Below are 26,994 nucleotides of genomic sequence, written 5' to 3' on the forward strand. Positions count from 1 at the left end.
GCGCCCAATGGCGCAAGAGGCCGAGTGCCTCTCAGGGACAATGATGATCGACGAGGGCACCGCATGCAGGCTCAACACCTCCACTCAAGCGAAACCCGACCCACTCACCTGCAAGGCACTGATCCGTCCACGGCCCGCGATGTTTAAGCGCGCGGCGGTTCTTGCGTCACTAGCACTCGCCGGCTGCGCCGGACGGCAATCGGTGCTCGACCCGGCAGGGCGTGACGCACAGGTGTTGGCCGATCTGTTCTGGGTCATGTTTGCCGGCGCTGTGGTGCTGTGGCTGCTGCTCAACGGGCTGATCTATTACACCACCCGCGTCGCGCCACGCCCGCTCAGTCCACGCGCCGCCGAGGCGCTGATCATCGGCGGTGGCGTCGTCTTTCCGACGATCCTTCTGGCAGCCTTGCTGACCTATGCGCTTTGGGAAATGCCGCAGCAGCGCGCGCCGGGGCAGGGGCTCGAACTGCAGGTCACCGGACACCAGTTCTGGTGGCGGGTGGAATACTGGCCCGATGGCGCCGAGGTGCCGGTGGTCAGCGCCAACGAGATCCGCCTGCCCACCGGCAGCCGCAGCGAGATCGTGCTCAATGCCGAACGGGTGATCCATTCCTTCTGGATCCCGGCGCTGGGTGGCAAGACCGACATGATCCCCGGCCGCGAAACCCGGATGTCGCTGGAGCCTGTGCGCGCCGGAGAATACCGCGGACAATGCACCGAGTTCTGTGGCGAGAGCCATGCCTTCATGTCCTTCGGCGCGGTGACCATGGCGCCAGAGGAGTTCGACGCCTGGCTCGCGGCCGAGGCCGCGCCGGCGCGCGCGCCTGAGACCGAGGGCGAAAAGCGCGGCGCGGCGCTCTTTCTCTCGGAAGGCTGCGGCGGCTGTCACGCGGTTCGCGGCACCGAGGCCTCCGGCACGGTCGGACCGGACCTGACGCATCTGGCCGGGCGCACCACGCTGGCCGCCGGGCTGCTGCCGATGGAGCAGCCGGCGCTGGCGCGCTGGCTGGCCGATCCCGAGCACTTCAAACCCGGCGTCGAGATGCCGGCATATGGGCATCTGCCAGAGGAAGACCTGCAGGCGCTGGCGCAGTATCTGATGGGGCTGACATGAGCGGGCTGGACGAAAAGGGCAGGGTGCTCGACGAGGTGCCGCAGGGCACCTATCCGCCGACCGAGGAGATGCTCGACCGGCCAGTCAACCCAGGGTTGAGTGAACGCCGCGCCAATGAGCTGCGCAAGGCTTGGAAGACGCCCAAGGGCTGGCGCTACTGGTCGGCGGTCAACAACACCGAGGTCGGCGTCTGGTATTCGCTGACCGCGTTCTTATTCATGCTGTGCGCCGGGGTGCTGGCGCTCCTGATGCGCATCCAGCTGGCAGTGCCTGAGAACGATTTCCTCAGCCCGGACCGGTTCAACCAGTTTTTCACCATGCACGGCTCGGCAATGATGTTCCTCTTTGCCGTGCCGATGTTCGAGGCGATCTCGATCATCGTGCTGCCGGCCTTTCTCGGCGCCCGCGACATGCCGTTCCCGCGGCTCTCGGCCTATGGTTACTGGTCCTTCCTGATCGGCGGCATCTTCGTTTTGGGCTCGATCCTGTTCGACGCCTCGCCCAGCTCGGGCTGGTTCATGTATCCGCCGCTGGCGACCGAGCAGGAGGGCATCGGGCCCGACATCTGGCTCTTGGGGCTCAGTTTCATCGAGGTCGCCTCGATCGCGGCGGCGGTCGAGCTGATCGTCGGCACGGTGAAATGCCGGCCCCCCGGCATGCGGATCAACCTGATGCCGCTCTATGCCTGGTACGTGCTGGTGGTGGGCGCGATGATCCTCTTTGCCTTCCCGCCGCTGATCGCCGGCGATTTCCTGTTCGAGCTGCAACGTTCGATGGACTGGCCGTTCTTTGACCCCGATCGCGGCGGCGACCCGTTGCTCTGGCAGCACCTGTTCTGGATTTTCGGACATCCTGAGGTCTATATCGTCTTCCTGCCCTCGATCGCCATCGCCGCCATGGTGATCCCGACCGCCGCCCAACGGCCAATCCTGGGCTATTCCTGGATCGTGCTCTCGGCGGTGGGCGTGGGGTTTCTAAGCTTCGGGCTCTGGGTGCACCACATGTTCACCACCGGGCTGCCGGCGCTGTCGCTGGCGTTCTTCTCGGCCGCCTCCGAGGCGGTGGTGATCCCCACCGGGGTGCAGATCTTCGCCTTTGTCGCCACGCTGATGGCCGGCCGCGTCAAGCTGAGCCAGCCGGTGCTGTGGATTGCCGGCGCGCTGGCGATCTTTACCGCCGGCGGCCTGACCGGGGTGATGGTGGCGATCGCGCCCTTCGACTGGCAGGTGCATGACACCTATTTCATCGTCGCCCACCTGCATTACACCCTGTTCGGCGGCCTGGTCTTTCCGATCATCGGCGGGATCTATTACTTCTATCCCTTCATCACCAAGAAGAAGATGTCGGACCGGCTGAGCAAATGGGCCTTCTGGCTGACCTTCACCGGCTTCAACATCTGCTTTCTGCCGATGCATCTGACCGGGCTGCTGGGGATGCCGCGGCGGGTGGCAAGCTATCCGGCGGATGCCGGCTGGGACTGGCTCAACCTGCTGTCGACCTTCGGCAGTTTCATCATCGCCGCCGGCATCCTGACCTTTGCCTGGGATCTGATCCGCCCCAAGGGCAGCCAGCCGCTGACCGAGCGCAACCCCTGGGGCGGTGGCACGCTGGAATGGGCGCATGACGTGCCGGAAGAGGCCTGGGGCGTGCGCGCGGTGCCCTACATCACCTCGCGCTATCCGCTGTGGGAGCAGCCGAAGTTCCTCGAGCGGCTGGATGACGGGCGGTTCTACATTCCCGACACGCCGGAGGGCAAACGCGAGACCATCGTCACCTCGGCGGTCGATGCCGAGCCACAGGCGGTTGTGCCGATCACCGGGCCGGCCTGGGTCACGCTCTGGGCCGCCGGCTTCACCGGCGGCGCCTTCATCCTGCCGGTGTTCGAAGTTTACTGGCTGGCGGCGTTCTCGGGGGTCTGCGCGATAGGATGCGTGATCTATTGGCTCTGGACCTCGACGGCGCAGGTGCCGAAAGCGCCGATGCGCGATGCCGGCCTTGACCTGAAGCTGCCGGTCTATGTGACCGGACCACGGGCGCCGGGCTGGTGGGGGGTGTTCATCACCATGCTGGGCGATGCCACCGCCTTTGCCAGCCTGGTCTTCGGGGTGTTCTTTTTCTGGACCGCGCGGCCCGATTTTCCGCCACCGGGCGCGGCGCTGCCGAACGGCTGGCTCTCGGGGCTGGCGGGGATCGGGTTCCTCGCGGCCTGGGGCGCGACCCTGGCGGCGCGCGAGGTCAACCGGCGCCGGCGCCAGGGCCTGGCGCGCTGGCTGATCGGCGGCGCGGCACTGGCCACCTGCGGGGCGGTGGCGGCACTGGTGCTGGCGGTGGCGGAGCTTTCGCCAGAGACCCATGCCTTTCCGGCGGTGATGTGGGCGCTGGTGGTCTGGACCGGGGCGCATGGGGCCTTGGGCGTGATCATGCTGCTTTACTGTCTGGCCGGCAGTCTCTTTGGCAAGCTGACGCCGCGCCATGACGCCGATCTGCGCAACACCACGTTGTTTTGGCATTTCATGGTGCTCTCCGGCGGCATAACCGCGCTGCTATTGGGTGCGTTCCCGAGGCTGGTGTCATGAGACAGAAGACCCCCTTTCGCCACAGGTCGATCTGGCACATGGTGCTGGCCCCGGTGGTCTGGTCGTTCTACTTCCTCGCGGTCTATGCGTTCACCGCCGTCGACTGCGCCAAGACCGGCACGCTCGACACCGCGCGGCTGGCGATCCTCGTGCTGACGCCGCTGGCGCTGGCCGGGATCGGCTGGCTGACCTGGCGGGCCTGGCGGCAGTGGGATTACCTCAGCGACTACGACTATGTGCACGACAAGCCCACGGTCGAGCATCGCCGTGAATTCCTCGGCCATGCCGGCTTCCTGCTCGGGCTGGTCTCGGCGGTGGGCACGATCTTTGTCGCCCTGCCGGCGCTCTTCATCCGGAGCTGCCTGTGACCCGGGCCGCCGCCCTCGGCGCGGTGGCGCTTCTCGCCGCGCTCTACCTGCCGGCCTGGCCGGCGCTGATCGGGCCGTTTCCGGCGCATATGCTGCGCCACATGGGACTGGTCGCCGGCGTGGCGCCGCTGGTGGTGCTGGCCTGGCCGGGGCTGGCGCGGCGGGCGGGGCTGCCGGTGGTGCTTGGCGCCGGGCTGGAATTCGTGGTGGTCTGGGCCTGGCACCTGCCGCTGCTGCATATGACCGCCCAGACCGGCGCATTCGGCAAGGCGCTGGAGCAGGCGATGTTCCTCGGCGCCGGCTGGGCGGTCTGGGCCAGCGCGCTGAGCGCGCGCGAGCCGATGGCCGGGGCAGGGGGGTTGTTCCTGACCTCGGTGCACATGACCATGCTGGGCGCGCTGCTGGTTCTGGCGCCCGGCGATCTCTATGCCGAGATCTGCGGCCGGGCGCCTGACCTGAGCGGTCAGCAGCTGGGCGGCCTGCTGATGCTGGCGATCGGCACGCCGGTCTATCTGTTCGGCGGGCTGGCGCTGATGCGGCGGGGATTGCAGGGAGGGCTGACATGAAACTGCGCGATTTCGACATCCGCACCGCTGCTGTCTCCGTGGCAGTGCTGGCGGCCTTGGCGGGGGTCGGGGCGGTCTCGGTGGTGGGCTTGGGGCTCTACAACGTCTCGGCCCGTGACGGCCACTGGCCCGGGGTGAGCTGGGTGTTGCATTCCACCTTTCGCAACGCCGCCAGCCTGCGCGCGCCGCCGCAATCGCAGGTGCCAAAGGACCTCGACACGCCCGACCGCGTGGCGCTGGGGGCGGGGCATTTCACCAGCGGTTGTGCGCCGTGTCACGGCGCGCCGGGGCAGCCGCGCTCGGCAACGGTGCGGCAGATGGTACCGGCACCGCCGCCCCTGACCCATGTGGCCGAGAAATTCGAGGCCACCGAGCTGTTCTGGATTGTCCGCAACGGTATCAAGATGACCGGTATGCCCGCCTGGCCCGGCGATCGGCCCGACGAGGTCTGGTCAATGGTGGCGTTCCTGCGCGCACTGCCCGAGATGACGCCGGAGGCCTATGCGGCGCTGGCTGGAGAGGGCAGCTGCGCCAGCTGTCACGGACCGCGCGGGGTGAGCCGCAACCAGCATGTGCCGCGGCTCGATATCCTGTCAGAGGCCTATATCGCCCGCAGCCTCACCGCCTATCTTGAGGGCACCCGCGACAGCGGCGTCATGGCCGAGGCAGTGAGCGGTCTGGAGGCCTCGGCCGTGCCCGGGCTGGCGGCGGAGTTTGCGCAGGGGAGGCCCGACGGCACGGCAGAGCCGGGCCAAGGGGCTGAGGCCGGGCGCGCGCTGGCGGCTGGCGGGTCGCGCGGGGTGCCGGCGTGTCGCGCCTGTCACGGGCCCTGGCCCGAGCCCCTGAACCCGGCGTTTCCCTCGCTTGCGGGGCAGCAGGCGGCCTATCTGGCGCAGCAGTTGCGGCTCTGGCGCGAGGGCAATCGTGGCGGCGGACCGGCGGCCGAACTGATGTACAAATCGGCCCGGGAGTTGACGGATGCGGAGATCGAAGCCTTGGCCGCCTATTACGCCGGTCTCGCGCCGGCGGAGTTGAACGCGGTGTCTGACTAGGCGGTGGTGGGCAGGATCGGAGGCCGCTGTGCCCTCGTCTTACCAGAGGCATGCCCCCCCGGGAGCGGCGATTTGGCTAGCGTCTGGACGCTAACCAAAGCTTCTACGGGCTTTGCCGGCATGGAGTGGCATCCGCCGCCGAAAGAGCCCCGCGGCTCGGCGACGGCGCGGCTCGTGGCGTCCGCCAGACTACCCGTCGTCCGACCGCCGCATGAACATCACCGTCCCGATCCAGAGCACCACGCCGATGCCGATCAGCGCCGCGGCGATCAGGTATTGCACCGGGTCGCGCCCGGTCCAGGGCCCGACGAAGAAGGCGCAGGAGATCATCCCGACCCACGGCAGGCCCCAGGGGCTGCGGAAATGGTCGCTCTTGGCGTCCTCGTCCTCTTTCCGCCGCAACACCAGCACCGAGAGGTTCACCACGGTGAACACCGCCAGTAGGAGCAGCGCGGTGGTGCCGCCAAGCTCCGGCACCGCGCCGACAAACAGGATCAGCCCGGCCGCCAGCAGGCTGGTGAAGATGATCGCCACGTAGGGCACCTTGCGCTCGGAATGCACCTTGCTGAACAGCTTTGGCAGCACGCCCTCGTTGCCCATGCCGTAGAGCAGGCGGCTGGCCATCAGCATGTTGATGAGCGCCGAGTTGCCCACCGCCAGCATCGTCACCACGCCGAAGACCCCGGCCGGCAACCAGGGCGCGCCGATCTCGACCACCTTGAGCAGCGGGGTGGCGCCTTCGCCCAGTTCCTCGATCGGCACCAGCGCCACGGCAATGATCGACACCAGCACATACAGCACCGCGGCGATCGCGAGGCCTGTAAGCAGCACGAAGGGGAAAGTCTTGCGCGGGTTCTTGGCCTCTTCCGCCATGTTGACGGAGTCCTCAAAACCCACCATCGCAAAGAAGGCCAGCGTGGTGGCGGCGATCACCGGGCCAAACAGACCCTTGTCGCCCTCGCCCGAGGAGAAATCCAAGGCGCGCGAAAAATCCGCCTCCACACCGCTCAGGCCGCCGAAGGCCCAGACGCCGATCAGCACGATGAACAGCAGCCCGGTCAACTCGACACAGGTAAAGACCACGTTGAGCCAGACGCTCTCGCTGACACCGCGCAGGTTGACCAGCGCCATCAGTCCGACAAAGACCAGCCCGACCGCCGTCACCCCCATCCATTCCGGCGACCAGCCGACGGTCTTGAGGAAGTTCTCGCCAAAGGCGGCGCTGGCCGTTGCCGCCGAAGTGATCCCCGAGGACATGACGGCAAAGGCCACCAGGAAGGTGACGAAATGGATGCCGAACGCCTTCTCGGTATAGAGCGCGGCACCGGCGGCGCGGGGGTACTTGGTGACCAGCTCGAGGTAGGAGCAGGCGGTGACCGCAGCCAGCGAGAACGAGATCACGAAGGGCAGCCAGACCACGGTGCCGACCTCGGCCGCGACCTTGCCGGTCAGGGCATAGATGCCGGTGCCCAGCACATCGCCGACCACGAAAAGCAGCAGCAGTGCCGGGCCCATGACCCGCTTGAGCTCGGTCTTGTCCTCGCCCGGATCGGTGCTGTCAGAAACGGTGGTGTCCGTCACATTGGCCATGGTGGCTTCCTTTCTGCCGCGGAACTGCTGGCGCAACTGGATGTGCGTAACGACGCCTTCGGCGCAAAGCCGGACGAGAGCCGGCGCCCTCGCGGGTGCCGTTTCCTGTCTTGGTAAATGCCGGCGCGGTTTGCCGCGCCTCGGGGTTCGGTCTGGGCCGGCACGACTGGCCGGAAGAGGGGCCTTGACCCGGAAAAGCCTTTGCCGGTCAACGCCGCCTGCGCGGGTTTGGTTCCCCTCGCCTTGAGCGCGCCTATGCCGGCGTGTCATCCGTATGCACTCTGCGGCGTCCTGACCCTGGCTGCAGGCTGCCGGGGACGAGGCGAAGGCTATTGCCAATCGCATCAAAATTCCCTTGTTCGTGACGCGAATAAGCCCCACATTCTCCTCATGACAGAGATCTGGTCCTCGCCGGTCTGGCCGCGGTTCGATCACGACCCGCGGCAGACCGAACCCTTGCTGGCCCGCGCCGAGCGGGCGATCGGCGAACTGACCGGTCTGGCCGAGGGGCTGGCGCCGCCGGATCGCTCGGACCTGGCGCTTAGGCGGATCGTGCAGGAGGCGCTGGCCAGTTTCGGGATCGAGGGGGTGCGTCTGCCCGAGGCCGAGATCGAGGCCTCTGTGGTGGCCTCGCTGCGCCATCGCCGTGTCGCCACCCCAGCGCGGCGCTCGGATGCCATCGCGGCGTTGATGGAGGATGCCATGGCCGGGCAGGGCGCGCTCACCGCCGAGCGGCTGTTCGACTGGCACCGGCTGCTGTTTCACGGCATGGAGATCGAGGACCTCGGTCGCTGGCGGCGCTTCGACATCGAGATCGTGCGCTCCGCCGTGGCGGGCGCCGGGGCCGACAACGTGCTGTTTCGCGCCCCGCCGCCCGAGCGTGTGGCCACCGAGATGGCCCGCCTGCTCGACTGGCTCTCGACGGAAGAGAGCCTGCCGGTGCCGGTGCGCGCCGCAATCGCGCATCTGTGGTTCGAGACCATCCACCCGTTTTCCGACGGCAACGGACGCATTGGCCGGGCGCTGGTGGATTTCATCTTTGCCCGCAGCACGCCGCTGCCCTTTCCGCTGTCGCGCCAGATCGAGCGCGACAAGGCCGGCTACTATCAGGCGCTGCAGGACGGGCGCCGCGCCGGCAGCAGCCATGTGGATGCCACCGGTTTCGTCACCTGGTTCCTGCAGACGCTGGAGCGCGGTGCAGGCGAGGCGCGGTCAGAGGCGCTGTTCCTCGTGCGCCGCAACCGCTATCTCGGCCGCCACGACGCGGCGCTGGGGCCGCGCGGGCGCAAGGTGCTCGAGGCACTGTTCGCGCAGGGGCCCGAGCGGGTGGCCGAGGGGCTCTCGGCGCGCAGCTACGCCCGGATCGCCAGGGTCTCGGGTGCCACCGCCACCCGCGACCTGACCGCGCTGGCCCGGGCCGGAGCGCTGCGCAAGAGCGCGGCGGGCGGTCGGTCGACCCGCTATGAAATCGTGATCTGACCGCGAAGGGCGGGCAGGGGCCGGCTCGACATTGCCGGGAAAACCTGATCAATGCAGGCGATCTGCGCCACGATCCCCGGAGGACCCGCCCATGCCCAGTGCCAGAAACGCCGTGCCCGATGCGGCCGGCGCGCGGTTTCTCGATATCGCACTGCGGCGATCGGTGGTGCTGCGCGCCGCGCGGGTGTCGTTGGTGGTGGGGGTCGTCCTCGGGTTGCTCAACCACGGCGATGCACTGCTTGCCGGCACGATGACGATGACCCATTTCGCCAAGATCTGCCTGACCTTTCTGGTGCCCTATTCGGTCTCGACCTATTCCTCGGTGCTGGCAATCCGCGAGCGCTCTGCCGCCTGAGCCGTCGCCGGGCCGGCCCGCGCGTCCCGCGCTACCCGCCGGGCTTGCGGAAAAGCCGGGTTTGTTCGAACAGCCGGTCGAGCCGGTCATAGCGCGCCTTGGTCTCCGGCCAGGCCTCTTCCTGGACGGCGGCGATCAGCGCCTCGAGCAGCATCAGGGTCGAGACGTTGCTGTCCCAGGCCGAGGGGATCTCGACCCAGCAGTTGAAGCTGTGGCTGGCGATCTCGGCCACCGGGCTGGCCCATTGGTCGGTCAGCAACACCACCTCGACGCCCCGCTCGCGCGCCAGTTCCGCCAGCCGCAACAGGCTCGACTCGTAGCGCCGGATGTCGAACATCAACAGCGTGTCGCCGGCCTCCATGTCCAAAAGGTAATGCGGCCATGTGGCGGAGGAGGAGGTCAGGTGAATGACCTTCGGCCGTACCGCCTGCAGATGGGTAAAGGCGTAATCGGCCAGCGCATGGGTGATCCGCCCGCCGACGATGAACAGGGTGCGGTCGGGGCGGGCCAAGAGCTGCGCGGCGGCGTCGAAAGCCTCTGACGGCACGTTGCCGAAGGTGGTCTGGATGTTCTGTGTCACCGCCTTGGCAAAGCGGTTGAGCAGATGCGAGTCCGGGGCCTCGGAGGCCCAATTGGCGCGCCGTTCAGTCGGCCCCGAGACCTTGGCCTGCAACTCGCGCAAGAGCGCCTTATGAAACTGCGGGTAGCCCTTGAAGCCGAGCTTCTGCACCATCCGCGCGATCGTCGGCGTCGAGACCCCGGCTTGCGCCGCGACGATGGTGATCGAGGCCAGTCCGGCGGCCGGGTAGTTCTCGAGCAGGGAATTGGCGAACTTGCGCTCGGATTGCGTCAGCTCGCTGTACTGCTCGCGGATCAACTCCCGGACGGTGGCTGTGGGCTGGCTCACGACGGGCCCCTTCCTTGCATCGCGTTGCGCAGGTCTTTGGCAGGTGCCTGTCAATCAAACAATCTGCCGCGCGGCTTGTGAAGAAATATTGACACATCACTGGCTCATGTGGAAAGTTTTTTTCAGAACAGGGGGACATCGATGTCTGACGGCCGGCAGGACAGCTGTGACGCGACGGTCTGCGTGACCAATGCCGCCGGGGCAGGGGGCGTGGTGCTGCTCTGCGAACATGCGGCCTCGGCGATCCCGGCGCGCTACGGCGACCTCGGGCTGCGGGCTGAGTGGCGCGAGAGTCATGCCGCCTGGGATCCGGGCGCGCTGGCGCTGTCGCATCATCTCTCGCAGGCGCTGGACGCGCCGCTGGTTTCTGGCTGCGTGTCGCGGCTGGTCTATGACATCAACCGCCCGCCAGAGGCCGCCGCCGCCATGCCGGTGCGCTCAGAACTGGTCGAGATCCCCGGCAACGCCAACCTGACCGAGGCGCAGCGCGAAGAGCGGATCGCCAGCGTCTATCGCCCGTTCTGCGAGGCGGTGGCGGCGCTGCTTGACGCCCGCGCCCGCGCCATCGTGACGGTGCACAGTTTCACCCCGGTCTTTTTTGGCAAGGCCCGCCCGACCGAGATCGGCATCCTGCACGACGCCGACGCGCGGCTGGCCGAGGCGATGCTGGCGCATGCGCCCACCCACCGCCGGGTCGACCGCAACATGCCCTATGGCCCCGAGGACGGCGTTACCCACTCGCTGCGGCTGCACGCGCTGCCGCGCAAACTGCCGAACGTCATGCTCGAGGTGCGCAACGACCTGCTGACCACGCCCGAGGACATTGCCACTCTGGCCGAGGAGCTGCTGGCGATGCTGCGCCCGGCGCTGGCGGCGGTGCCTGTGGAGGTGTCGCATGCCTAGGGGGATCACCGCTTTCGTGCATGGCGTCGACGCGATGAACCGCTTTATCGGGCGGATCGCGATGTATCTGATCTTCGTGCTGATCGGGGTGCTGCTCTGGTCGTCGGTCTCGAAAGTGGCGTTCCTGCCGTCGCTCTGGACGCTGGAAACCGCGCAATTCATCATGGTGGGCTATTACATCCTCGGCGGACCTTATTCGATCCAGCTCGGCTCGAACGTGCGGATGGACCTGTTCTACGGCAGCTGGTCTGTGAGGACGAAGGCCTGGGTCGATGCCGTGACCGTGCTGTTCCTGATGTTCTACCTCGGCGTGCTGCTCTATGGCGCATTGGGCTCACTGGCCTATGCGATGGGCTATTTCGGCATGGCGCCGCTGGAGTATTTCGCCGAGTTCATTGCGGCGCTCTTCACCGGCGGCTTTGCGGCGGCGGGCGAGATGCTGGGCTATCTCGAACGCTCCTCGACCGCCTGGCGGCCGTTTCTCTGGCCGGTCAAGCTGCTGCTCGCCGTGGGCATCTTCCTGATGCTTCTGCAGACCCTGGCCGAGTTCTTCCGCGACATCGGCCGCATCCGCGGGGTGGAGATCTGATGTCGCATGAGATGATCGCCATCCTGATGTTCTCCGGCATGATGCTGATGCTGCTGACCGGCCAGCGGGTGTTCGGCGCCATCGGATTTATCGGCGCCGCCGCCGGCCTCATGCTCTGGGGCACCGGCGGGGTGGATGTGCCCTTCGCGGCGGCAATGAAGCTGATGAAATGGTATCCGCTGCTGACCCTGCCGATGTTCATCTTCATGGGCTACGTGCTGTCCGAGTCCAAGATTGCCGACGATCTTTACAAGATGTTCCATGTCTGGATGGGACCTGTGCGCGGCGGGCTGGCCATCGGCACCATCGGGCTGATGGTGCTGATCTCGGCGATGAACGGGCTCAGCGTGGCCGGCATGGCCATCGGCGCGACGATTGCCCTGCCCGAGCTGCTCCGGCGCGGCTATGACAAGATCATGGTGACCGGGGTGGTGCAGGCCGGGTCTTCGCTGGGCATCCTCGTGCCGCCCTCGGTGGTGCTGGTGCTCTATGCGATGATCGCGCGGCAGCCGGTGGGGCAGCTTTGGCTCGCGGGGGTGGTGCCAGGGCTGATGATGGCCACGATGTTCGTCATCTACATCTATGTCCGCTGCCGCATCCAGCCCGAGCTCGGCCCGCCGCTACCCGAAGCCGAGCGCAATGTCAGCCGCGCCGAGAAGCTGCGGCTGCTGCGCGCCGGCATCCTGCCGCTGGTGATCTTCGCGGTGATGATGGTGCCTTTCGTCAAGGGCTGGACCTCGCTGGTGGAAAGCTCGGCGATCGGTGCCATGGCGGCCTTTGTCGCGGCGGTGCTGAAGCGGCGGATGACGCGCGAGGTCTTTGAGACGTCGGTGCGCCAGACGCTGGCGATCTCCTGCATGTTCATGTGGATCATCCTCGCCGCGCTGGGCTTTGGCGCGATCTTCGACGGGCTGGGCGCGGTGCGGGCGATTGAATCGCTGTTCACCGAGCAGCTCGGCCTCTCTCCCTGGATGATCCTGATCCTGATGCAGCTGTCGTTCATCGTCATGGGCACCTTCCTCGATGACACCGCGATGCTGGTGATCGTGGCGCCGCTCTACGTGCCACTGGTCGGCGCGCTGGGGTTCGATCTGATCTGGTACGGGGTGCTTTACACGATCACCACGCAGATTGCCTACATGACACCGCCGTTTGGCTATAACCTGTTTCTCATGCGCGCCATGGCGCCGCCCGAGATCGGATTGCGCGACATCTATCGCTCGATCATCCCCTTCGCCCTGGTGATGGTGCTGGCGCTGTCGCTGGTGATGATCTTCCCGCAGATCGCACTCTGGCTGCCAGACCTCGTGTACGGAAAATGACCTGATGTATCGACAATAACCTCACAGAAGCCCCGGACAGGGGACGGATTTCAACAAGGAGACATGATATGACCACGTCCAGAAGAAAGTTCTTGCAGACTGCCGGTGTCGGTGTTGCCGCCGCCCCCCTGGCCGCGCCCGCGCTGGCGCAATCCACCATCACCTGGCGGATGCAGACCTATGCCGGCGCCGCGCTGGCCGAACATGTGGTGAAACCGGCGATCGACAATTTCAACGCCATCGCCGGCGACCGGATGCAGATCGAGCTCTATTATGCCGATCAGCTGGTGCCCACCGGCGAGCTGTTCCGCGCGATGCAGCGCGGCACCATCGACGCGGTGCAGTCGGATGACGATTCCATGGCCTCGCCCACCGAGGTCACGGTCTTCGGCGGCTACTTCCCCTTCGCCTCGCGCTACTCGCTGGACGTGCCGGTACTGTTCAACCAGTACGGTCTGAACGAGATCTGGGCCGAGGAATACGCCAAGGTCGGGGTCAAGCACATCTCGGCCGGCGCCTGGGACCCCTGCCATTTCGCCACCAAGGACCCGATCAATTCGCTGGCCGACCTGCAGGGCAAGCGGATCTTCACCTTCCCCACCGCCGGCCGCTTCCTGAGCCAGTTCGGCGTGGTGCCGGTGACCCTGCCGTGGGAGGATATCGAGGTCGCGGTGCAGACCGGCGAGCTCGATGGCATCGCCTGGTCGGGCATCACCGAGGATTACACCGTCGGCTGGGCGGATGTGACCAACTACTTCCTGACCAACAATATCTCCGGCGCCTGGATCGGGCATTTCTTTGCCAACATGGGCCGCTACGAGGAACTGCCCGAAGACCTCAAGCTGCTGCTCGCGACCTGCATGGAGCAGTCGCACTACTACCGCCAGTGGTGGTACTGGGGTGGCGAGGCCTCGCTGCGGGTCCATGGCGAAAAGATGCAGCTGACCACCATCCCGGACGCGGAATGGGACCAGGTCGAAGCCGCCGCGCAGACCTTCTGGGAAGAAATCGCAGCGGAGAGCGAGACCAAGGCCAAGGTTGTCGAGATCTTCAAGCGCTACAACGCCGACATGGCCAAGGCCGGCCGGCCCTACCGCTACACCAGCTGAGCCGCGAAGCTGCGACGCAGTCCCGGGCCTGACCCGGGACCTCCACGTCAGCCAAGAGGCCCCGGGTCAAGCCCGGGGCTGCGACACCTTTGATTTGAACCGGATTGCCGATGACCTTCGAAGAGCTGAAATCCAAAGTCGCCGCGGGCGAGATCGACACCGTTCTGTCCTGCATCGTCGACATGCAGGGCCGGTTGATGGGCAAGCGGTTCCATGCTGCGCATTTCATCGACAGCGCCTGGGACGAGACCCATTGCTGCAACTACCTGCTGGCCACCGACCTGAAGATGGCCACCCCCGACGGCTATGCCTCGACCTCCTGGGAACAGGGCTACGGCGATTACGTCATGAAGCCGGACCTCGCCACGCTCCGCCCGATGCCCTGGCTCGAGGGCACGGTGATGGTGCTCTGCGATGTGCTCGACCATCACACCCACGAGGAAGTGCCGCATTCCCCCCGCGCCATGCTGAAGAAACAGGTCGCCCGCGCCGAGGCGCTGGGCTTCACGCCGATGATGGCGACCGAGCTGGAGTTCTTCCTCTTCGAGAAGAGCTTCGACGAGATCCGCAAGTCGGGCTTTCGCGATCTCGCCACGCTCTCGGGCTACAACGAGGATTACAACATCCTGCTGACCTCGCGCGAGGAACACGTGATGCGACCCGTCCGCAATCACCTCTATGCCGCCGGGCTGCCGATCGAGAACTCCAAGGGCGAGGCCGAGACCGGGCAGGAGGAGCTCAACATCAAATACGCGCCCGCCATGGACACGGCGGCGTATCACACCATTGCCAAGCACGCGGTGAAGGAAATCGCCCACAGCCAAGGCCACGCGGTGAGCTTCCTGCCGAAATGGTCGCCGGACAAGGTCGGCTCGTCTTCGCATGTTCACCAGTCGCTGTGGAAGGATGGTAGCCCGGCGTTCTATGACCCCGACGACAAGCTGGGCATGTCGGCCCTGATGAAGCATTACGTTGCCGGGATGCTGAAATACGCCAAGGATTACATGTATTTCCTGGCCCCCTACATCAACAGCTACAAGCGGTTTCAGGCCGGCAGCTTCGCGCCCACACGGATCATCTGGTCGATCGACAACCGCACCGCCGGCTTTCGGCTGTGTGGTGATGGCACCAAGGGCGTGCGGATCGAATGCCGCGTCGGCGGCTCGGACCTCAACCCCTATACCGCCATGGCCGCGATGCTGGCCGCCGGTCTCAAAGGCATTGAGGAGGAGCTGGAACTGCAACCGGCCTTCTCCGGCGACGCCTATGCCACCGATGCCGAACACCTGCCCGTCACCCTGCGCGACGCGCGCGAGGCGCTGCTGGCCTCCGACATGCTGCGCGCGGCCTTTGGCGAGGATGTGGTGACCCATTACGCCCGCGCCGCCGAGGTGGAGATCGAGGATTTCAACCGCGCGGTCACCGACTATGAGATCGCCCGCGGCTTCGAGATGGCCTGACCCGGCCGACAGACAGAGGATACCATGACCCACACACTGAAATGCGTCTCGCCCATCGACGGCACGGTCTATGCCGAACGCCCGGTGCTGAGCCTCGCCGAGGCGCAGGACGCGGCCGCCGAGGGCCGCGCCGCGCAGGCCGCATGGGCCGCGCGCCCGCTCGAAGAACGCTCCCGGCTGGTGATGGCCGGCGTCGCCCGCATTGGCGAGATGAACGACGAGATCGTGCCCGAACTGGCCCGCATGATGGGCCGCCCGGTGCGCTTCGGCGGCGAGTTCGGCGGCTTCAACGAGCGCGCCTCCTATATGGCCGGGATCGCCGAGACCGCGCTGGCGCCCATCGAGGTCGGTGAGGACGCGACCTTCAAACGCTACATCAAGCGGGTGCCGCTGGGCCTCGTGCTGGTGGTGGCACCCTGGAACTACCCCTATATGACGGCGATCAACACCGTCGCCCCGGCGCTGATCGCCGGCAATGCGGTGATGCTGAAACACGCCACACAGACGCTTCTGGTCGGCGAACGCATGGCGCGGGCCTTCCACGAGGCCGGCGTGCCGGAAGAGGTGTTCCAGAACGTCTTCCTCGATCACGACACCACCTCGGCGCTGATCGGGGCCAAGGCCTTCGATTTCGTCAACTTCACCGGCTCTGTCGGCGGCGGCCGCGCGATGGAGCAGGCGGCGGCGGGCACCTTCACCGGCGTCGGGCTGGAACTCGGCGGCAAGGATCCGGGCTACGTGATGGAGGACGCCGACCTCGACGCGGCGGTCGATACGCTGATCGACGGGGCGATGTTCAACTCGGGCCAGTGCTGCTGCGGGATCGAGCGGATCTATGTGCATGAGGCGCTCTACGATGCCTTCGTCGAGAAGGCGGTGGCGATTGTCAAAGCCTACAAGCTGGGCAACCCGCTGGACGAAGAGACCACCATCGGCCCGATGGCGCATGTGCGCTTTGCCAAGGAAGTCCGCGCGCAGATCGCCGAGGCGCTTGAGGCCGGCGCGGTGGCTCATATCGAGACCGCGCCCGAGGATGACGGCGGCGCTTACCTGACGCCGCAGATCCTCACTGACGTGACCCACGACATGCGGGTGATGCGCGACGAGAGCTTTGGCCCGGTCGTGGGCATCATGAAGGTCACGGACGACGAGGAGGCCGTGGCGCTGATGAACGACAGCCCCTTCGGACTGACCGCCTCGCTCTGGACCGCCGATCTCGACCGCGCGCAATCCATCGGCGACCGGATCGAGACCGGCACCGTCTTCATGAACCGGGCCGATTACCTTGACCCCGGCCTGTGCTGGACTGGCTGCAAGCAGACCGGGCGGGGCGGGGGCCTGTCGGTGATCGGCTATCACAACCTGACACGACCGAAATCCTACCATCTGAAGAAGGTGACCAAATGAGCCTGACCGGGAACTGGTCCTATCCCACCGCCATCAAGTTCGGCGCCGGCCGTATCTCTGAGCTGCCCGGCGCCTGTGCGCAGGCCGGCATGACGCGGCCCTTGCTGGTCACCGACCGCGGGCTGGCCGATCTGCCGATCACTGCCGCCACGCTCGACGTGCTGGAACAGGCGGGGCTGGGCCGCGCGGTGTTCTCAGAGGTCGACCCCAACCCCAATGAGACCAACCTCGAAGCCGGGGTGACCGCCTATCGCGACGGCGGCCATGACGGGGTGATCGCCTTTGGCGGCGGCTCGGGGCTAGACCTCGGCAAGATGGTGGCCTTCATGGCCGGGCAGACCCGCCCGGTCTGGGATTTCGAGGATGTCGACGACTGGTGGACCCGCGCCGACGCCGCGGCCATCGCGCCCATCGTCGCGGTGCCCACCACCGCTGGCACCGGCTCGGAAGTGGGGCGCGCCAGCGTGATCACCAATTCCGAGACCCACGCCAAGAAGATCATCTTTCACCCCAAGGTGCTGCCCACCGTGGTGATCTGCGACCCCGAGCTGACCGTCGGCATGCCGGGCTTCATCACCGCCGGCACCGGTCTCGATGCCTTTGCCCATTGCCTCGAGGCCTACTCGAGCCCGCATTACCACCCGATGAGCCAGGGCATCGCGCTCGAAGGGATGCGGCTGGTCAAGGACTACCTGCCGCGCGCCTTCCAGAACGGTCAGGATCTCGAGGCGCGGGCGCAGATGATGTCGGCGGCGATGATGGGGGCGACGGCGTTCCAGAAGGGCCTCGGCGCGATTCATGCCATGAGCCATCCAATCGGCGCGCAGTTCAACACCCACCACGGCACCACCAACGCGGTCTGCATGCCGGCGGTGCTGGCGTTCAATGCCGAGGTGATCCGCGAGCGCTTCGACACCGCTGCCGGCTACCTCGGGATCGACGGCGGCTTTGACGGCTTCTGCGCTTTCGTGCAGGATCTCAACGACAGCCTGAACATCCCGCGCGGGCTCTCCGATCTCGGCGTGACCGAGGCGGCGATCCCCGAGCTGGTCCGGGGCGCGATCCGCGATCCCTCCTGCGGCGGCAACCCGGTCACCCTGACCGAGGAGAACTTGGCCGAGCTGTTCAAGGCGGCGCTATAACGTTTCACCCGGTGGTTGAAAAGCCGGGTGCAAGTCTCTGAAACCTAAATGGTTTCACAGAACTGATACCAAAGAGGCCCATAAGGCCCGCATCCCGCCCCGGAGTGATCCGGGGCCAAACCGACAGAGGACACGACCATGACCAGAACCATCCTTCTGACCTCCACGCTGATCGCCGGGCTGGCAAGCGCCGCCTCGGCCGACACCCTGCGCCTGCTCACCTGGGGCGGCTATGCGCCCGACGACGTGGTGGCGATGTTCGAGGAACAGACCGGCCACACCGTTGAAGTGACCAAGTCCAACAACGAGGAAATGATCGCCAAGCTGCGCGCCACCGGCGGCGGCGGCTTTGACCTTGCCCAGCCGTCGCAAGACCGCATCATGGGCCCGCAGATGGAGTTCGGCATCTACAAGCCGATCGACGTCTCGAAGCTCGACCAGTCGCAATTCATCCCCTCGATGCTGGAAGCGACGATGGGCAACACGACGGTCAACGGCGAAGTCTATGGCGTGCCGCATGTCTGGGGCACCTCGGGCCTCGTGATGAACACCGCCGAGGCCGGTGACGTGGTCAAGGACTACACCGACCTTTGCGCGCCTGAAGTGGCCGGCAAGGTCTCTTACCGGCTCAAGCGTCCGACGCTGATCGGCTTTGCCTTTGCCATGGGCGAGGATCCTTTTGCCGCCTATGACGACGAGGCCAAGTACCGCGAGATCATGGAAAAGGTCGAGGCCAAGCTGGCCGAATGCAAAGCCAACGTGAAGACCTACTGGTCGGGTGGCGACGAGCTGATGAACCTGGTGCGCTCTGGCGAGGTCGTGGCCTCGATGGCCTGGGACACCGGCGGTTGGAAGCTGAACGACGACAATTCCGACATCACCTTCGTGGCGCCCGCCTCCGGCGCTTTGGGCTGGATCGACACCTTCGTGCTGCCCGCCAAGGGGCAGGCCGATGACGTGGCCTACGAGTGGATCAACTTCGTGATGCAGCCCGAGATCGCGGCCAAGATCACCGCGGCGGCGGGCAACTTCACCGCCTCGGCCGGGGCCGACGAGTTCGCCGAGGATGCGCTGAAGGCCAAGTATCAGGCCAGCTTCCCGCAGGAGGCCATTGACAACATCAAGTGGTATCCGCCGGTGCCCGCCGGTCTGGAAGCCATTGAGGGCGAAGTGCTGGACCGGGTTCAGGCCGGCAACTGATCTGACCTCTGTATGCAACAGCGGCGGCATCCGGATCCCGGGTGCCGCCACACGAATGGAATCTGCATGACCCCTGATCTCGAATGCGTCGATCTCGTGAAGGATTTCGGCGAGACCACCGCCGTCGACCATGTCTCCTTTGCCGTGCCCTCGGGCAGTTTCTTCTCGATCCTCGGGCCGTCAGGCTGTGGCAAGACCACGATCATGCGGATGATCGCGGGGTTTCTCGATCCGACCTCCGGCGACATCCGGATCAAGGGACGCTCGGTGCTGGACGTGGCACCGAACAAGCGGCCGGTGAACATGGTATTTCAGCACCTTGCGCTGTTCCCGATGATGACCATCGCCGAGAACATCGGCTACGGGCTGCGCAGGCGACGGATGCCGAAGGACCAGATCGCCCGCAAGGTCGAGGAAGCGCTGGACCGGATCGGCCTGCCCGGGATCGGCGCCCGCAAGGTCGACGAGCTGTCCGGTGGTCAGAAACAGCGGGTGGCGATTGCGCGCTGCATGGTGCTGGAGCCGGACGTGCTCTTGCTGGACGAGCCGCTGGGGGCGCTGGATCTGAAGCTGCGCGAGCACATGAAGGTCGAGTTGAAGGCGCTGCAGGCGGCGTTTGACACCACCTTCGTCTATATCACCCACGACCAGTCCGAGGCGCTGGTCATGTCCGACCAGATCGCGGTGATGAACGCCGGGCGGTTCGAGCAGATGGGGACGGGGCAGGACCTCTATTACCGGCCCGAGACGCCGTTTGTCGCCGGGTTCATCGGCGAGGCCAACCGCTGGAAGGGCCGGATCGAGCGCACCGAGGGTGCGGGTTTGCAGCTGCGCACCGACAGCGGCCTCGCGATCCGCGCGACGGCCACCGGGGCGCTCGCCGCAGGCGACAGGGCCGAGATCTTCGTGCGCCCGGAGTCGATCCGGCTGGCGGCGAGTGCCGAGGCGCTTACGGCCTTTGACAACCATCTGCAGGGCCGGGTGACGAGCCTGCTGTTCAATGGCGCGGCCTCTCGGGTGCTGGTCGAGGACGAGGCAGGCGAAACGCTGGAAGTGACCTTGCCGCAATCGGGCGAGTTCGCGGCGCTGCAACGGGGCGACACCGTGCATATCGGCTGGGGCGCGGCGCAGGCGAGCTGTTTCAGGGGGGACACCTGATGCGGTCGCATGCGCGGATCGGCTTTGTGCTGCTGCTGACGCCGCTGGTGCTCTGGCTCGGGCTGCTGATCGTCATCCCGCATATCGACATGGCTCTGCTCTCGCTGCGCGAACGGATCAGCTTTGGCGTCTACGAGACGAGCCTGCTGCAATACCAAAAGGCGCTGACCGAACCGCTCTACCTGCGGACCTTCTGGCGCACCGCGGTGATGTCGGTGCTGGCCACCGCGATCACGCTGCTAATTGCCTTTCCGGTGGCCTATTACATCGCCAAGATGGCGCGGGGCCGTTTGCAGCAAGTGCTGTTCTTGCTCTGCCTGATCCCGTTCTACGTCTCGGAACTGGTGCGTACTTTCGGCTGGATGATCCTGCTGCGCGAGACCGGGCTGGTCTCGAACCTGTTGCAATGGGTCGGGCTGGCGGACCAGCCGGTCGAGATGCTCTACAATGACGCGGCGATGATGGTGGGGCTGGTCTATACCTCGATGCTGTTCATGGTGGTGCCGCTGGTGACCACGCTGGAAAGCCTCGATGACAGCGTGATCGAGGCGGGCTATGACCTTGGCGGCTCCGGCATTCCGGTGCTGCGCGAGATCATCATTCCGCATGCCATGCCGGGGATCGTCTCGGGCTGTATCGTGGTCTTCATGCTGTCGCTGGGCAACTACCTCACGCCGACGATGCTCGGCGGCAAGGACAGCCTGTGGTTCACCGAGATGATCTACAACCAGTTCATCGTGCGCTCCAACTGGGAGCTGGGCGCCGCCTTTGGCTTCATGCTGCTGATCCTGTCCTCGGTGATCGTCTGGGGCATGCTGCGCCTCACCGGACGCACCCTGCAAGAGACGATGGGGTGAGGCGATGATCCCGACCATTCCCCGCGCGCGTTCGTTCCGGCTGATTTACGGCGGCTATGTGGCGCTGTTCTTCCTCTACCTCGCGTTGCCGCTCACCGTCGTGGCGGTGTTTGCCTTCAACGACAGCCAGTTTCCCTCGCTGCCCTGGGAGGGGTTCACCTGGAACTGGTTCTTCGGCGAGGAGCGCCCGCAGATCGGCGTCTTCCACGAACGCGGCATCCTGCGCGCGGTTGGCACCTCGGCCTTCGTGGCGCTCTGTGTCGCGGCGCTCTCGGTCTGTGTCGGCACCACAAACGCCTTCCTGTTCAACCGCTACGAGTTCCGCGGCAAGGGGCTGCTCTACGTGCTGATGCTGTTGCCGCTGGTGATCCCCGGCATCGTGCTCGGCATCTCGATCCTGGTGTTTTCCTCGACCCTCGCCAACGGCATCTGGGACATGGCAGAGACCGACATCCAGGCGCTCCGACCGGGGCTGCTGCTGGTGATCCTCGGGCAGTTTTCCTTCATCACCACCATCGCGACGCTGGTGATCTCGGCCCGGCTGCAAAAGTTCGACCGCACATTGGAAGAGGCGGCGCTGAACCTCGGCGCGACCCGGCTGGTGGCGGTGCGCACCATCACCATCCCCTTCCTGATGCCGGCGATGATCGGCGCGGTCGTGGTGGCCTTCCTGATGAGCTTCGAGAACTTCAACACCACGCTGATGCTGGTGGGATCGGACGCGCCGTTGACCATCGCCATGTTTGACCGGCTCAAGGAAGGCTCGACGCCGCTGCTCAATGCGGTTTCGCTGCTTCTGATGCTGGGCTCGTCGCTGCTGGCGCTGGTGGTGATCCTGTTCCAGCGCCGCTAGGGCACGCGCCATGCCCCGTGCAAGGCCTTGCAAAAAACTTGCATTGCCGCGCCTTTCGGCTCAGAACAGGGGGCGCGGCATCTTGACCGCGCCCGATCAGCAGGGGAGAGCGGCGATGCGGCAGTCCAAGGTCAGACAGGAAGACATCGCCCGCGCGGTCGGGGTGTCGGTCTCTACCGTCTCGCGCGTGCTGTCCGGCGCGCCGGGGATCAGCCCGGCGACGACGGAAAAGGTGCTGCGCGCGGCGACCGACCTCGGCACGCCGCTGCCGGGACAGCACGGCGCGCCGGACCTGGCCCACAAGATGACGCGCGCGTTGCTGTTTCTCAACGAGATCGACATCAATTCCGGCTCCGGGTCGATCTATCATTTCGTCATGACCGGCATTCAGAAGACCGCCAAGAAGGCCGGGCTCTCGATCGAACTGGCCCTGCTGGGCGAGGATGGCGAAATCCCCGAGCAGATCCTCGGCGGGGCGGAAACCGGGGTGCTCTTTGCCGGTGTCGACCCCGGCCACAGCCTGAGCGAAGGGCTGAAAGCTCAAGGACACCCGACGGTTATCGTCAACGGGCTCGATCCGACGATGCGCCACGATCAGGTGGCGCCGAACAACTATTTCGGCGGCCAACTGGCGGCGCAATACCTGATTGCCAAGGGTCACCGGCGCATTCTTCACCTCGGCACGCGGCGTCGCTGGACGCTCAGTGCGCGCACCGACGGCTTTCGCGCCGGGATCGAGAATGCCACCGTCGAGGGGCTCGATTGCGACTTTGTCGAGCTTGCCAATGTGACCGAAAAGGAGGCCCGGATCACCTTGAAGACCCTGCTGGACGAGGACCGTTTCCACTATTCCGCAGTGTTCTGCTCGGCCGACAACGTCGCGCTGAGCACGATGCAGGAATTGCGGATGCGGGGGATCGACGTGCCGGGGCAGGTATCGCTTCTGGGGTTCAACGGGCTGCCGGTGGCGGAACTGTCGTCGCCGCTGCTCAGCACCCTGTCGGTAAACTGGGAACACCTCGGGTCAGAGGCGATTCGCATGCTCGCCCTGCGCAGCCTCGAACCGCAGCGGCCCACGCAGCAGATTCAGACCCAAGTGCTGCTGCAACAGCGCGAATCCGTGGCTGACTGGAAAAATTGACTTAAGATCAGCATATTACGAGATTATGCAAAAAACTTGCACAGTTACCGCATAACTTGCGCAATGACGCAACCCGTGCAAATATCCTTGCGAAAGTAGACGCCGCAAGGAGACCCCGATGCGCCCAACATCCCTGATTCAGCTGCGGCCGGCGGAGTTTGACATCCATTTCCCGGCCCCGTGTCGCAGCGATGCGATGCAGGCGCTGAACGCGCATACCGAGGTTCTGCACCCGACGCCGGTGACCGACCTGCGCGACCCAGAGGTGGCCGATCTCCTGCCGCAGGTCGATATCCTCGTGACCGGCTGGCGTTCGCAGCCGGTCGACGCCGAGTTGCTGGGCCGGATGCCCCGGCTGAAGCTGGTCGCCCACCTGGCCGGCACGGTGAAGGGCATCCTGTCGCAGGGGGTGGCCGGCACCGGCCTGCGGGTGCTCAGCGCCGCCGAGGCCAATGCCAAGCCGGTGGCCGAATTCACCCTCGCGCATATCCTGCTGCATCTGAAACGGGTGTCGGACTGGCGCGAGATATACCGCGAGAAACGCTCGCGCATCGACTCCCGCAACACCAGCTTTGGCGGCCCACTGGGCAACTCCGGCCGCACCGTCGGCATCATCGGCGCCTCTCGCATCGGTCGTCGGGTGGCCGAGGACCTGCACCGGCACGGCGTCGCGGTGCTGCTGCACGATCCTTTTGTCAGCGCCGAGACCGCCGCCGGATTTGGCGCGCAGAAGGTCGAGATGGATGAGCTGCTGAGCAAAAGCGACGTGGTCAGCCTGCACCAGCCGCTGCTGCCCACCACCGAGCGCAGCTTTGGCGCCGGGCAGTTCGCGCTGATGCGCGACGGCGCGCTGCTGATCAATACCGCCCGCGGCCGGATCATCGACAGCGCGGCGCTCGAGGTGGCGATGGCCGACGGCCGGCTGTCGGCGGTGCTCGACGTGACCGACCCCGAGCCGCTGCCCGACGACTCGCCGCTCTGGGACATGCCGAACGTGACGATTACACCGCATATCGCCGGCTCTTTTGGCTGCGAGGTCTGCGACATGACCCGCCTTGTGCTGGACGATATCGGCCGATTTGCCCGCGGCGAAGAGATGCAGAACGAGGTCGCGCTCGCCGACTGGGAGCGGGTGGCATGATCCGCCCGGGCCTCTGTTCCGTCACCTTCCGGGCGCTGGACCCCGAGGCGCTGATCGAGCTGGCGGCAGACACCGGCGTCGCGGCGATCGAATGGGGCGCCGACAAGCATCTGCCTCCCTGCGATCCAGAGCTGGCCCGCCGGATCAGCGCGCTCTGCGCGGAAAAGGGCGTGCTGTCGGTCTCTTACGGCTCCTACGTGCGGGCCGGCACCGCCGGTTGCCTGCAGGAGTTCGACGCGGTGTTGGCCACTGCCGCGGTGCTTGGCGCCGGCAATATCCGGGTCTGGGCCGGCACGGCAAAACGCGCCGAGGCCGGCGCGGCCGCCTTCGAGGCCGCCGCGGGAGACTTGGCGCAAATGGCCCGCCGCGCGGCCGCCGAGGGGATCACCGTCAGTGTCGAATACCACCGCAACTCGCTGACCGAAGAGGCCGAGGACACCGCCGCGCTGATGCAGGCGGCAGGTGACGACAATCTCTTCAGCTACTGGCAGCCGGTGCCGGGGCGGGGCAGGGCGCGCTGGCTCGAGGAACTGCGGCTGCTGCAGCCCTGGCTGGGCGATCTGCACGTCTTTTACTGGATCATGACCGAGGCCGGTCAGGACCGCAGGCCGCTGGGCGAGGGCGTGGAGGACTGGCGCGCGCTGATCGACGCCTGGACGCCCGCGCCGCATTGGCCGCATCCGCGCACCGGGTTTCTCGAGTTCGTGCGGGACGACGGCGCGGAGCAGTTCCGCGACGACATGCAACACCTGCTGGCGCTCTGCCGTCAGCCGGCTGACGCGACATAAAAGCATCTCAAGGGAGGAGACCTAAATGCTGAGAACGAAATTTACCGGGGTATCGCTGGCGGCGCTGGTGGCGCTGGCCGGGCCGGCCTTTGGCCAGGAGTACAGCCAGGCACCGGACCTGCAGGCCGCGGTCGACGCCGGCAGCCTGCCGCCGGTCGTTGAACGTCTGCCGGAAAACCCGATGGTGGTCACACCAATCGAGTCGGTAGGCAGCTATGGCGGCACCTGGCGCTCGGCGCTCAAGGGCACTTATGACACGGGCTGGATTCGCCGTACGGTCGGCTACCAACCGCTGGTCGCCTATGACTACGAATGGACCGAAGTGGTGCCGAACGTGGCCGAACGCTTCGAGGTCAACGACGAGGCGACCGAGTTCACCTTCTACCTCCGCGAGGGCCACAAATGGTCTGACGGCGAACCTTTCACCGCCGAGGACCTGCTGTTTGCGCTCAACGTGATGAAAAGCCCGGCCTATGCCGGTCGCAAACCCGCCTTCGAATGGGACAAGATGACCGGCGAGGTGATCGACCCGCTGACGTTCAAGGTGACACTGTCGGACCCCAACGGGCTGTTTCTGGAACGTCTCGCCTCGGTCGAGGGGCAGTTCATCGTCAATGCCGCCAAGCATTACTGCGGCAAATACTTCCCCGACGTCGACCCTGCCGCCACAGATAACGCCAAGGCCGAGGGCTTCGACAGCTGGACCCAGGCGATGGAGCAGAGCTGCTTCTTCAACTTTGTCGACGAAGACCGCCCGCTGCTCTTCGCATGGCGCCAGACCACGCCCTATGACGGGCTGAACCAGTTGATCGAGTTCGAACGCAACCCCTATTTCTTCAAGGTCGATACTGAGGGCCAGCAGCTGCCCTATATCGACAAGGTCCAGATGGTCCAGACCGAGAACGTCGAGGACATCGTGCTCAAGGTCGTGAACGGCGAGATTGACTTTTCCAACCGTCACTTCGCCACCGTCACCAACAAGCCGGTGATCTATGACGGGCAGGAAAGCGGCGGCTATACCCTCAAGGCCACCACGGACGCGCGGATGAACCACGCGATTTTCCAGCTCAACCTGACCCATGACGATCCGGAGAAGCGCAAGCTTTACAACGAAAAAGACTTCCGCAAGGCGTTGTCACTGGCGATGGATCGTGAAGAGATCATCGATGTGGTCTTTGCCGGTCAGGGCGAGCCATACCAGGCCGCGCCGCGCCCCTCGTCGCAGTTCTACGACGAGACGCTTGCGAAGCAGTTCACCGAGTACGATCCCGACACGGCAAACGAGCTGCTCGACGGTCTCGGCCTGACCGAGCGCAACAGCGACGGCATCCGCCTGGGCTATGATGGTGAGCCGATCCGCATCCAGCTGTTCTCGCCTTCAGACCAGACCGAGTTCAACGACATCGCGCAGCTTGTCGTGGAGCACTGGAAAGAGATCGGCATCGACCTCGACGCCCGCAACGCCGAGCGGAGCCTGGTTTATGAACGGGTGCAGAACAACACCCATGACATGCATGTCTGGTGGGGCGACGGCGGGATGAATGACGCGATCCTCGATCCGCGGTTCTACTTCCCGTTCAACCTGGAATCCGCCTTCGCGGAGAAGTGGTCGCAGTACTTCCTGAACACCGGCAGCACCCTGGCCGAGGCCCCGCCGGAAGAAGTGCAGAAGCAGATGGATCTCTACATCGACCTGATCGCATCGCCCGACAAGGAAGAGCAGAAGGAGATCTTTGGCGAGATCCTCGATATCGCGGCCGAGCAGTTCTACGTCATCGGCACCGTGCTTCCGGCCGACGGCTACGTGGTCGCCAACGAGAAGCTGGGCAACGTGCCGGAGGGTCAGGTCTACACCTGGGTCTATCCGCAGCCCGGTCCGATGGAAACCTCGCAGCTCTACTACAAGAAGTAAGCCGC

24 protein-coding genes are annotated in these 26,994 nt (G+C 65.8%); 22 read left to right on the forward strand and 2 right to left on the reverse strand.

From position 1 onward, the window contains the following. Positions 1 to 139: 139 nt before the first annotated feature. From VOI27_RS06145 to VOI27_RS06165, 5 genes are read left to right on the forward strand one after another with little or no spacing between them, the layout of a single operon-like run. Positions 140 to 1,114 (forward strand): c-type cytochrome, encoded by a 975-nt coding sequence (locus VOI27_RS06145; RefSeq protein ID WP_323764434.1) that lies wholly within the window; start codon positions 140 to 142, stop codon positions 1,112 to 1,114. Then, positions 1,111 to 3,690 (forward strand): cytochrome c oxidase subunit I, encoded by a 2,580-nt coding sequence (gene ctaD / locus VOI27_RS06150; protein ID WP_323764435.1) that lies wholly within the window; start codon positions 1,111 to 1,113, stop codon positions 3,688 to 3,690. The genes VOI27_RS06145 and ctaD overlap by 4 nt, the downstream gene beginning before the upstream one ends. Further along, positions 3,687 to 4,058, forward strand: coding sequence for a hypothetical protein (locus VOI27_RS06155; RefSeq protein ID WP_323764436.1), 372 nt, complete (start codon positions 3,687 to 3,689; stop codon positions 4,056 to 4,058). Before ctaD ends, VOI27_RS06155 begins: the two co-directional genes overlap by 4 nt. Further along, positions 4,055 to 4,624 carry a cytochrome c oxidase assembly protein gene (locus VOI27_RS06160; protein WP_323764437.1) on the forward strand — a complete coding sequence of 190 codons (570 nt, stop codon included), beginning with the start codon at positions 4,055 to 4,057 and terminating at the stop codon, positions 4,622 to 4,624. Before VOI27_RS06155 ends, VOI27_RS06160 begins: the two co-directional genes overlap by 4 nt. Then, positions 4,621 to 5,676, forward strand: a complete 1,056-nt coding sequence (locus tag VOI27_RS06165; RefSeq protein ID WP_323764438.1) for a c-type cytochrome — start codon at positions 4,621 to 4,623, stop codon at positions 5,674 to 5,676. Before VOI27_RS06160 ends, VOI27_RS06165 begins: the two co-directional genes overlap by 4 nt. A 189-nt stretch (positions 5,677 to 5,865) precedes the next feature. On the opposite strand, the gene VOI27_RS06170 is transcribed toward VOI27_RS06165, so the two are convergent. Continuing rightward, positions 5,866 to 7,266, reverse strand: a complete 1,401-nt coding sequence (locus tag VOI27_RS06170) for an APC family permease (protein ID WP_323764439.1) — start codon at positions 7,264 to 7,266, stop codon at positions 5,866 to 5,868. Between the two features lie 390 nt (positions 7,267 to 7,656). Between VOI27_RS06170 and VOI27_RS06175 the strand changes: the two genes are divergently transcribed. Together VOI27_RS06175 and nrtS are read left to right on the forward strand one after the other, a co-directional pair. After that, a complete protein-coding gene (locus VOI27_RS06175) occupies positions 7,657 to 8,745 on the forward strand; it encodes a Fic family protein (protein WP_323764440.1) in 1,089 nt (362 codons plus the stop codon). Positions 8,746 to 8,836: 91 nt separating this feature from the next. Further along, on the forward strand, positions 8,837 to 9,100 hold the full coding sequence (gene nrtS, locus VOI27_RS06180) for a nitrate/nitrite transporter NrtS (protein ID WP_323764441.1): 264 nt from the start codon (positions 8,837 to 8,839) through the stop codon (positions 9,098 to 9,100). Positions 9,101 to 9,131: 31 nt separating this feature from the next. Here nrtS and VOI27_RS06185 read toward each other — a convergent pair whose 3' ends face one another. After that, the gene (locus VOI27_RS06185) at positions 9,132 to 10,007 is read right to left on the reverse strand and encodes a MurR/RpiR family transcriptional regulator (RefSeq protein ID WP_323764442.1); all 876 of its coding nucleotides are present in this window, start codon (positions 10,005 to 10,007) and stop codon (positions 9,132 to 9,134) included. Positions 10,008 to 10,148: 141 nt separating this feature from the next. Here VOI27_RS06185 and VOI27_RS06190 point away from each other — a divergent pair, with 141 nt between their 5' ends. From VOI27_RS06190 to VOI27_RS06260, 15 genes are all read left to right on the forward strand, one after another. Then, positions 10,149 to 10,910: an N-formylglutamate amidohydrolase gene (locus VOI27_RS06190; protein WP_323764443.1), complete on the forward strand. Its 762-nt coding sequence runs from the start codon at positions 10,149 to 10,151 to the stop codon at positions 10,908 to 10,910. Next, on the forward strand, positions 10,903 to 11,499 hold the full coding sequence (locus VOI27_RS06195) for a TRAP transporter small permease subunit (protein WP_323764444.1): 597 nt from the start codon (positions 10,903 to 10,905) through the stop codon (positions 11,497 to 11,499). The genes VOI27_RS06190 and VOI27_RS06195 overlap by 8 nt, the downstream gene beginning before the upstream one ends. Next, positions 11,499 to 12,821 (forward strand): TRAP transporter large permease, encoded by a 1,323-nt coding sequence (locus VOI27_RS06200; protein ID WP_323764445.1) that lies wholly within the window; start codon positions 11,499 to 11,501, stop codon positions 12,819 to 12,821. Before VOI27_RS06195 ends, VOI27_RS06200 begins: the two co-directional genes overlap by 1 nt. Before the next feature lie 68 nt (positions 12,822 to 12,889). Beyond that, positions 12,890 to 13,930, forward strand: a complete 1,041-nt coding sequence (locus VOI27_RS06205) for a TRAP transporter substrate-binding protein (protein ID WP_323764446.1) — start codon at positions 12,890 to 12,892, stop codon at positions 13,928 to 13,930. A gap of 110 nt (positions 13,931 to 14,040) precedes the next feature. Beyond that, the gene (locus tag VOI27_RS06210; protein ID WP_323764447.1) at positions 14,041 to 15,390 is read left to right on the forward strand and encodes a glutamine synthetase family protein; all 1,350 of its coding nucleotides are present in this window, start codon (positions 14,041 to 14,043) and stop codon (positions 15,388 to 15,390) included. A gap of 24 nt (positions 15,391 to 15,414) precedes the next feature. Further along, complete coding sequence (locus VOI27_RS06215; protein WP_323764448.1) at positions 15,415 to 16,797, forward strand: aldehyde dehydrogenase family protein; 1,383 nt, start codon at positions 15,415 to 15,417, stop codon at positions 16,795 to 16,797. Next, positions 16,794 to 17,939 (forward strand): iron-containing alcohol dehydrogenase, encoded by a 1,146-nt coding sequence (locus VOI27_RS06220; RefSeq protein ID WP_323764449.1) that lies wholly within the window; start codon positions 16,794 to 16,796, stop codon positions 17,937 to 17,939. Before VOI27_RS06215 ends, VOI27_RS06220 begins: the two co-directional genes overlap by 4 nt. 138 nt (positions 17,940 to 18,077) lie before the next feature. After that, a complete protein-coding gene (locus VOI27_RS06225) occupies positions 18,078 to 19,139 on the forward strand; it encodes an extracellular solute-binding protein (protein ID WP_323764450.1) in 1,062 nt (353 codons plus the stop codon). Between the two features lie 66 nt (positions 19,140 to 19,205). Beyond that, positions 19,206 to 20,297: an ABC transporter ATP-binding protein gene (locus VOI27_RS06230; RefSeq protein ID WP_323764451.1), complete on the forward strand. Its 1,092-nt coding sequence runs from the start codon at positions 19,206 to 19,208 to the stop codon at positions 20,295 to 20,297. After that, the gene (locus tag VOI27_RS06235; RefSeq protein WP_323764452.1) at positions 20,297 to 21,154 is read left to right on the forward strand and encodes an ABC transporter permease; all 858 of its coding nucleotides are present in this window, start codon (positions 20,297 to 20,299) and stop codon (positions 21,152 to 21,154) included. The genes VOI27_RS06230 and VOI27_RS06235 overlap by 1 nt, the downstream gene beginning before the upstream one ends. A 4-nt stretch (positions 21,155 to 21,158) precedes the next feature. After that, positions 21,159 to 22,007, forward strand: a complete 849-nt coding sequence (locus VOI27_RS06240) for an ABC transporter permease (RefSeq protein WP_323764453.1) — start codon at positions 21,159 to 21,161, stop codon at positions 22,005 to 22,007. Positions 22,008 to 22,122: 115 nt separating this feature from the next. Then, positions 22,123 to 23,148, forward strand: coding sequence for a LacI family DNA-binding transcriptional regulator (locus VOI27_RS06245; RefSeq protein ID WP_323764454.1), 1,026 nt, complete (start codon positions 22,123 to 22,125; stop codon positions 23,146 to 23,148). A gap of 118 nt (positions 23,149 to 23,266) precedes the next feature. After that, positions 23,267 to 24,289 carry a hydroxyacid dehydrogenase gene (locus VOI27_RS06250; RefSeq protein WP_323764455.1) on the forward strand — a complete coding sequence of 341 codons (1,023 nt, stop codon included), beginning with the start codon at positions 23,267 to 23,269 and terminating at the stop codon, positions 24,287 to 24,289. Next, positions 24,286 to 25,077, forward strand: a complete 792-nt coding sequence (locus tag VOI27_RS06255; protein WP_323764456.1) for a sugar phosphate isomerase/epimerase family protein — start codon at positions 24,286 to 24,288, stop codon at positions 25,075 to 25,077. The genes VOI27_RS06250 and VOI27_RS06255 overlap by 4 nt, the downstream gene beginning before the upstream one ends. A 25-nt stretch (positions 25,078 to 25,102) precedes the next feature. Further along, complete coding sequence (locus VOI27_RS06260) at positions 25,103 to 26,989, forward strand: ABC transporter substrate-binding protein (RefSeq protein ID WP_323764457.1); 1,887 nt, start codon at positions 25,103 to 25,105, stop codon at positions 26,987 to 26,989. The last annotated feature ends 5 nt before the right edge of the window (positions 26,990 to 26,994 follow it).

The organism is Marinovum sp. (genome assembly GCF_034669705.1).
In the GTDB taxonomy this organism is placed as follows: domain Bacteria; phylum Pseudomonadota; class Alphaproteobacteria; order Rhodobacterales; family Rhodobacteraceae; genus Marinovum.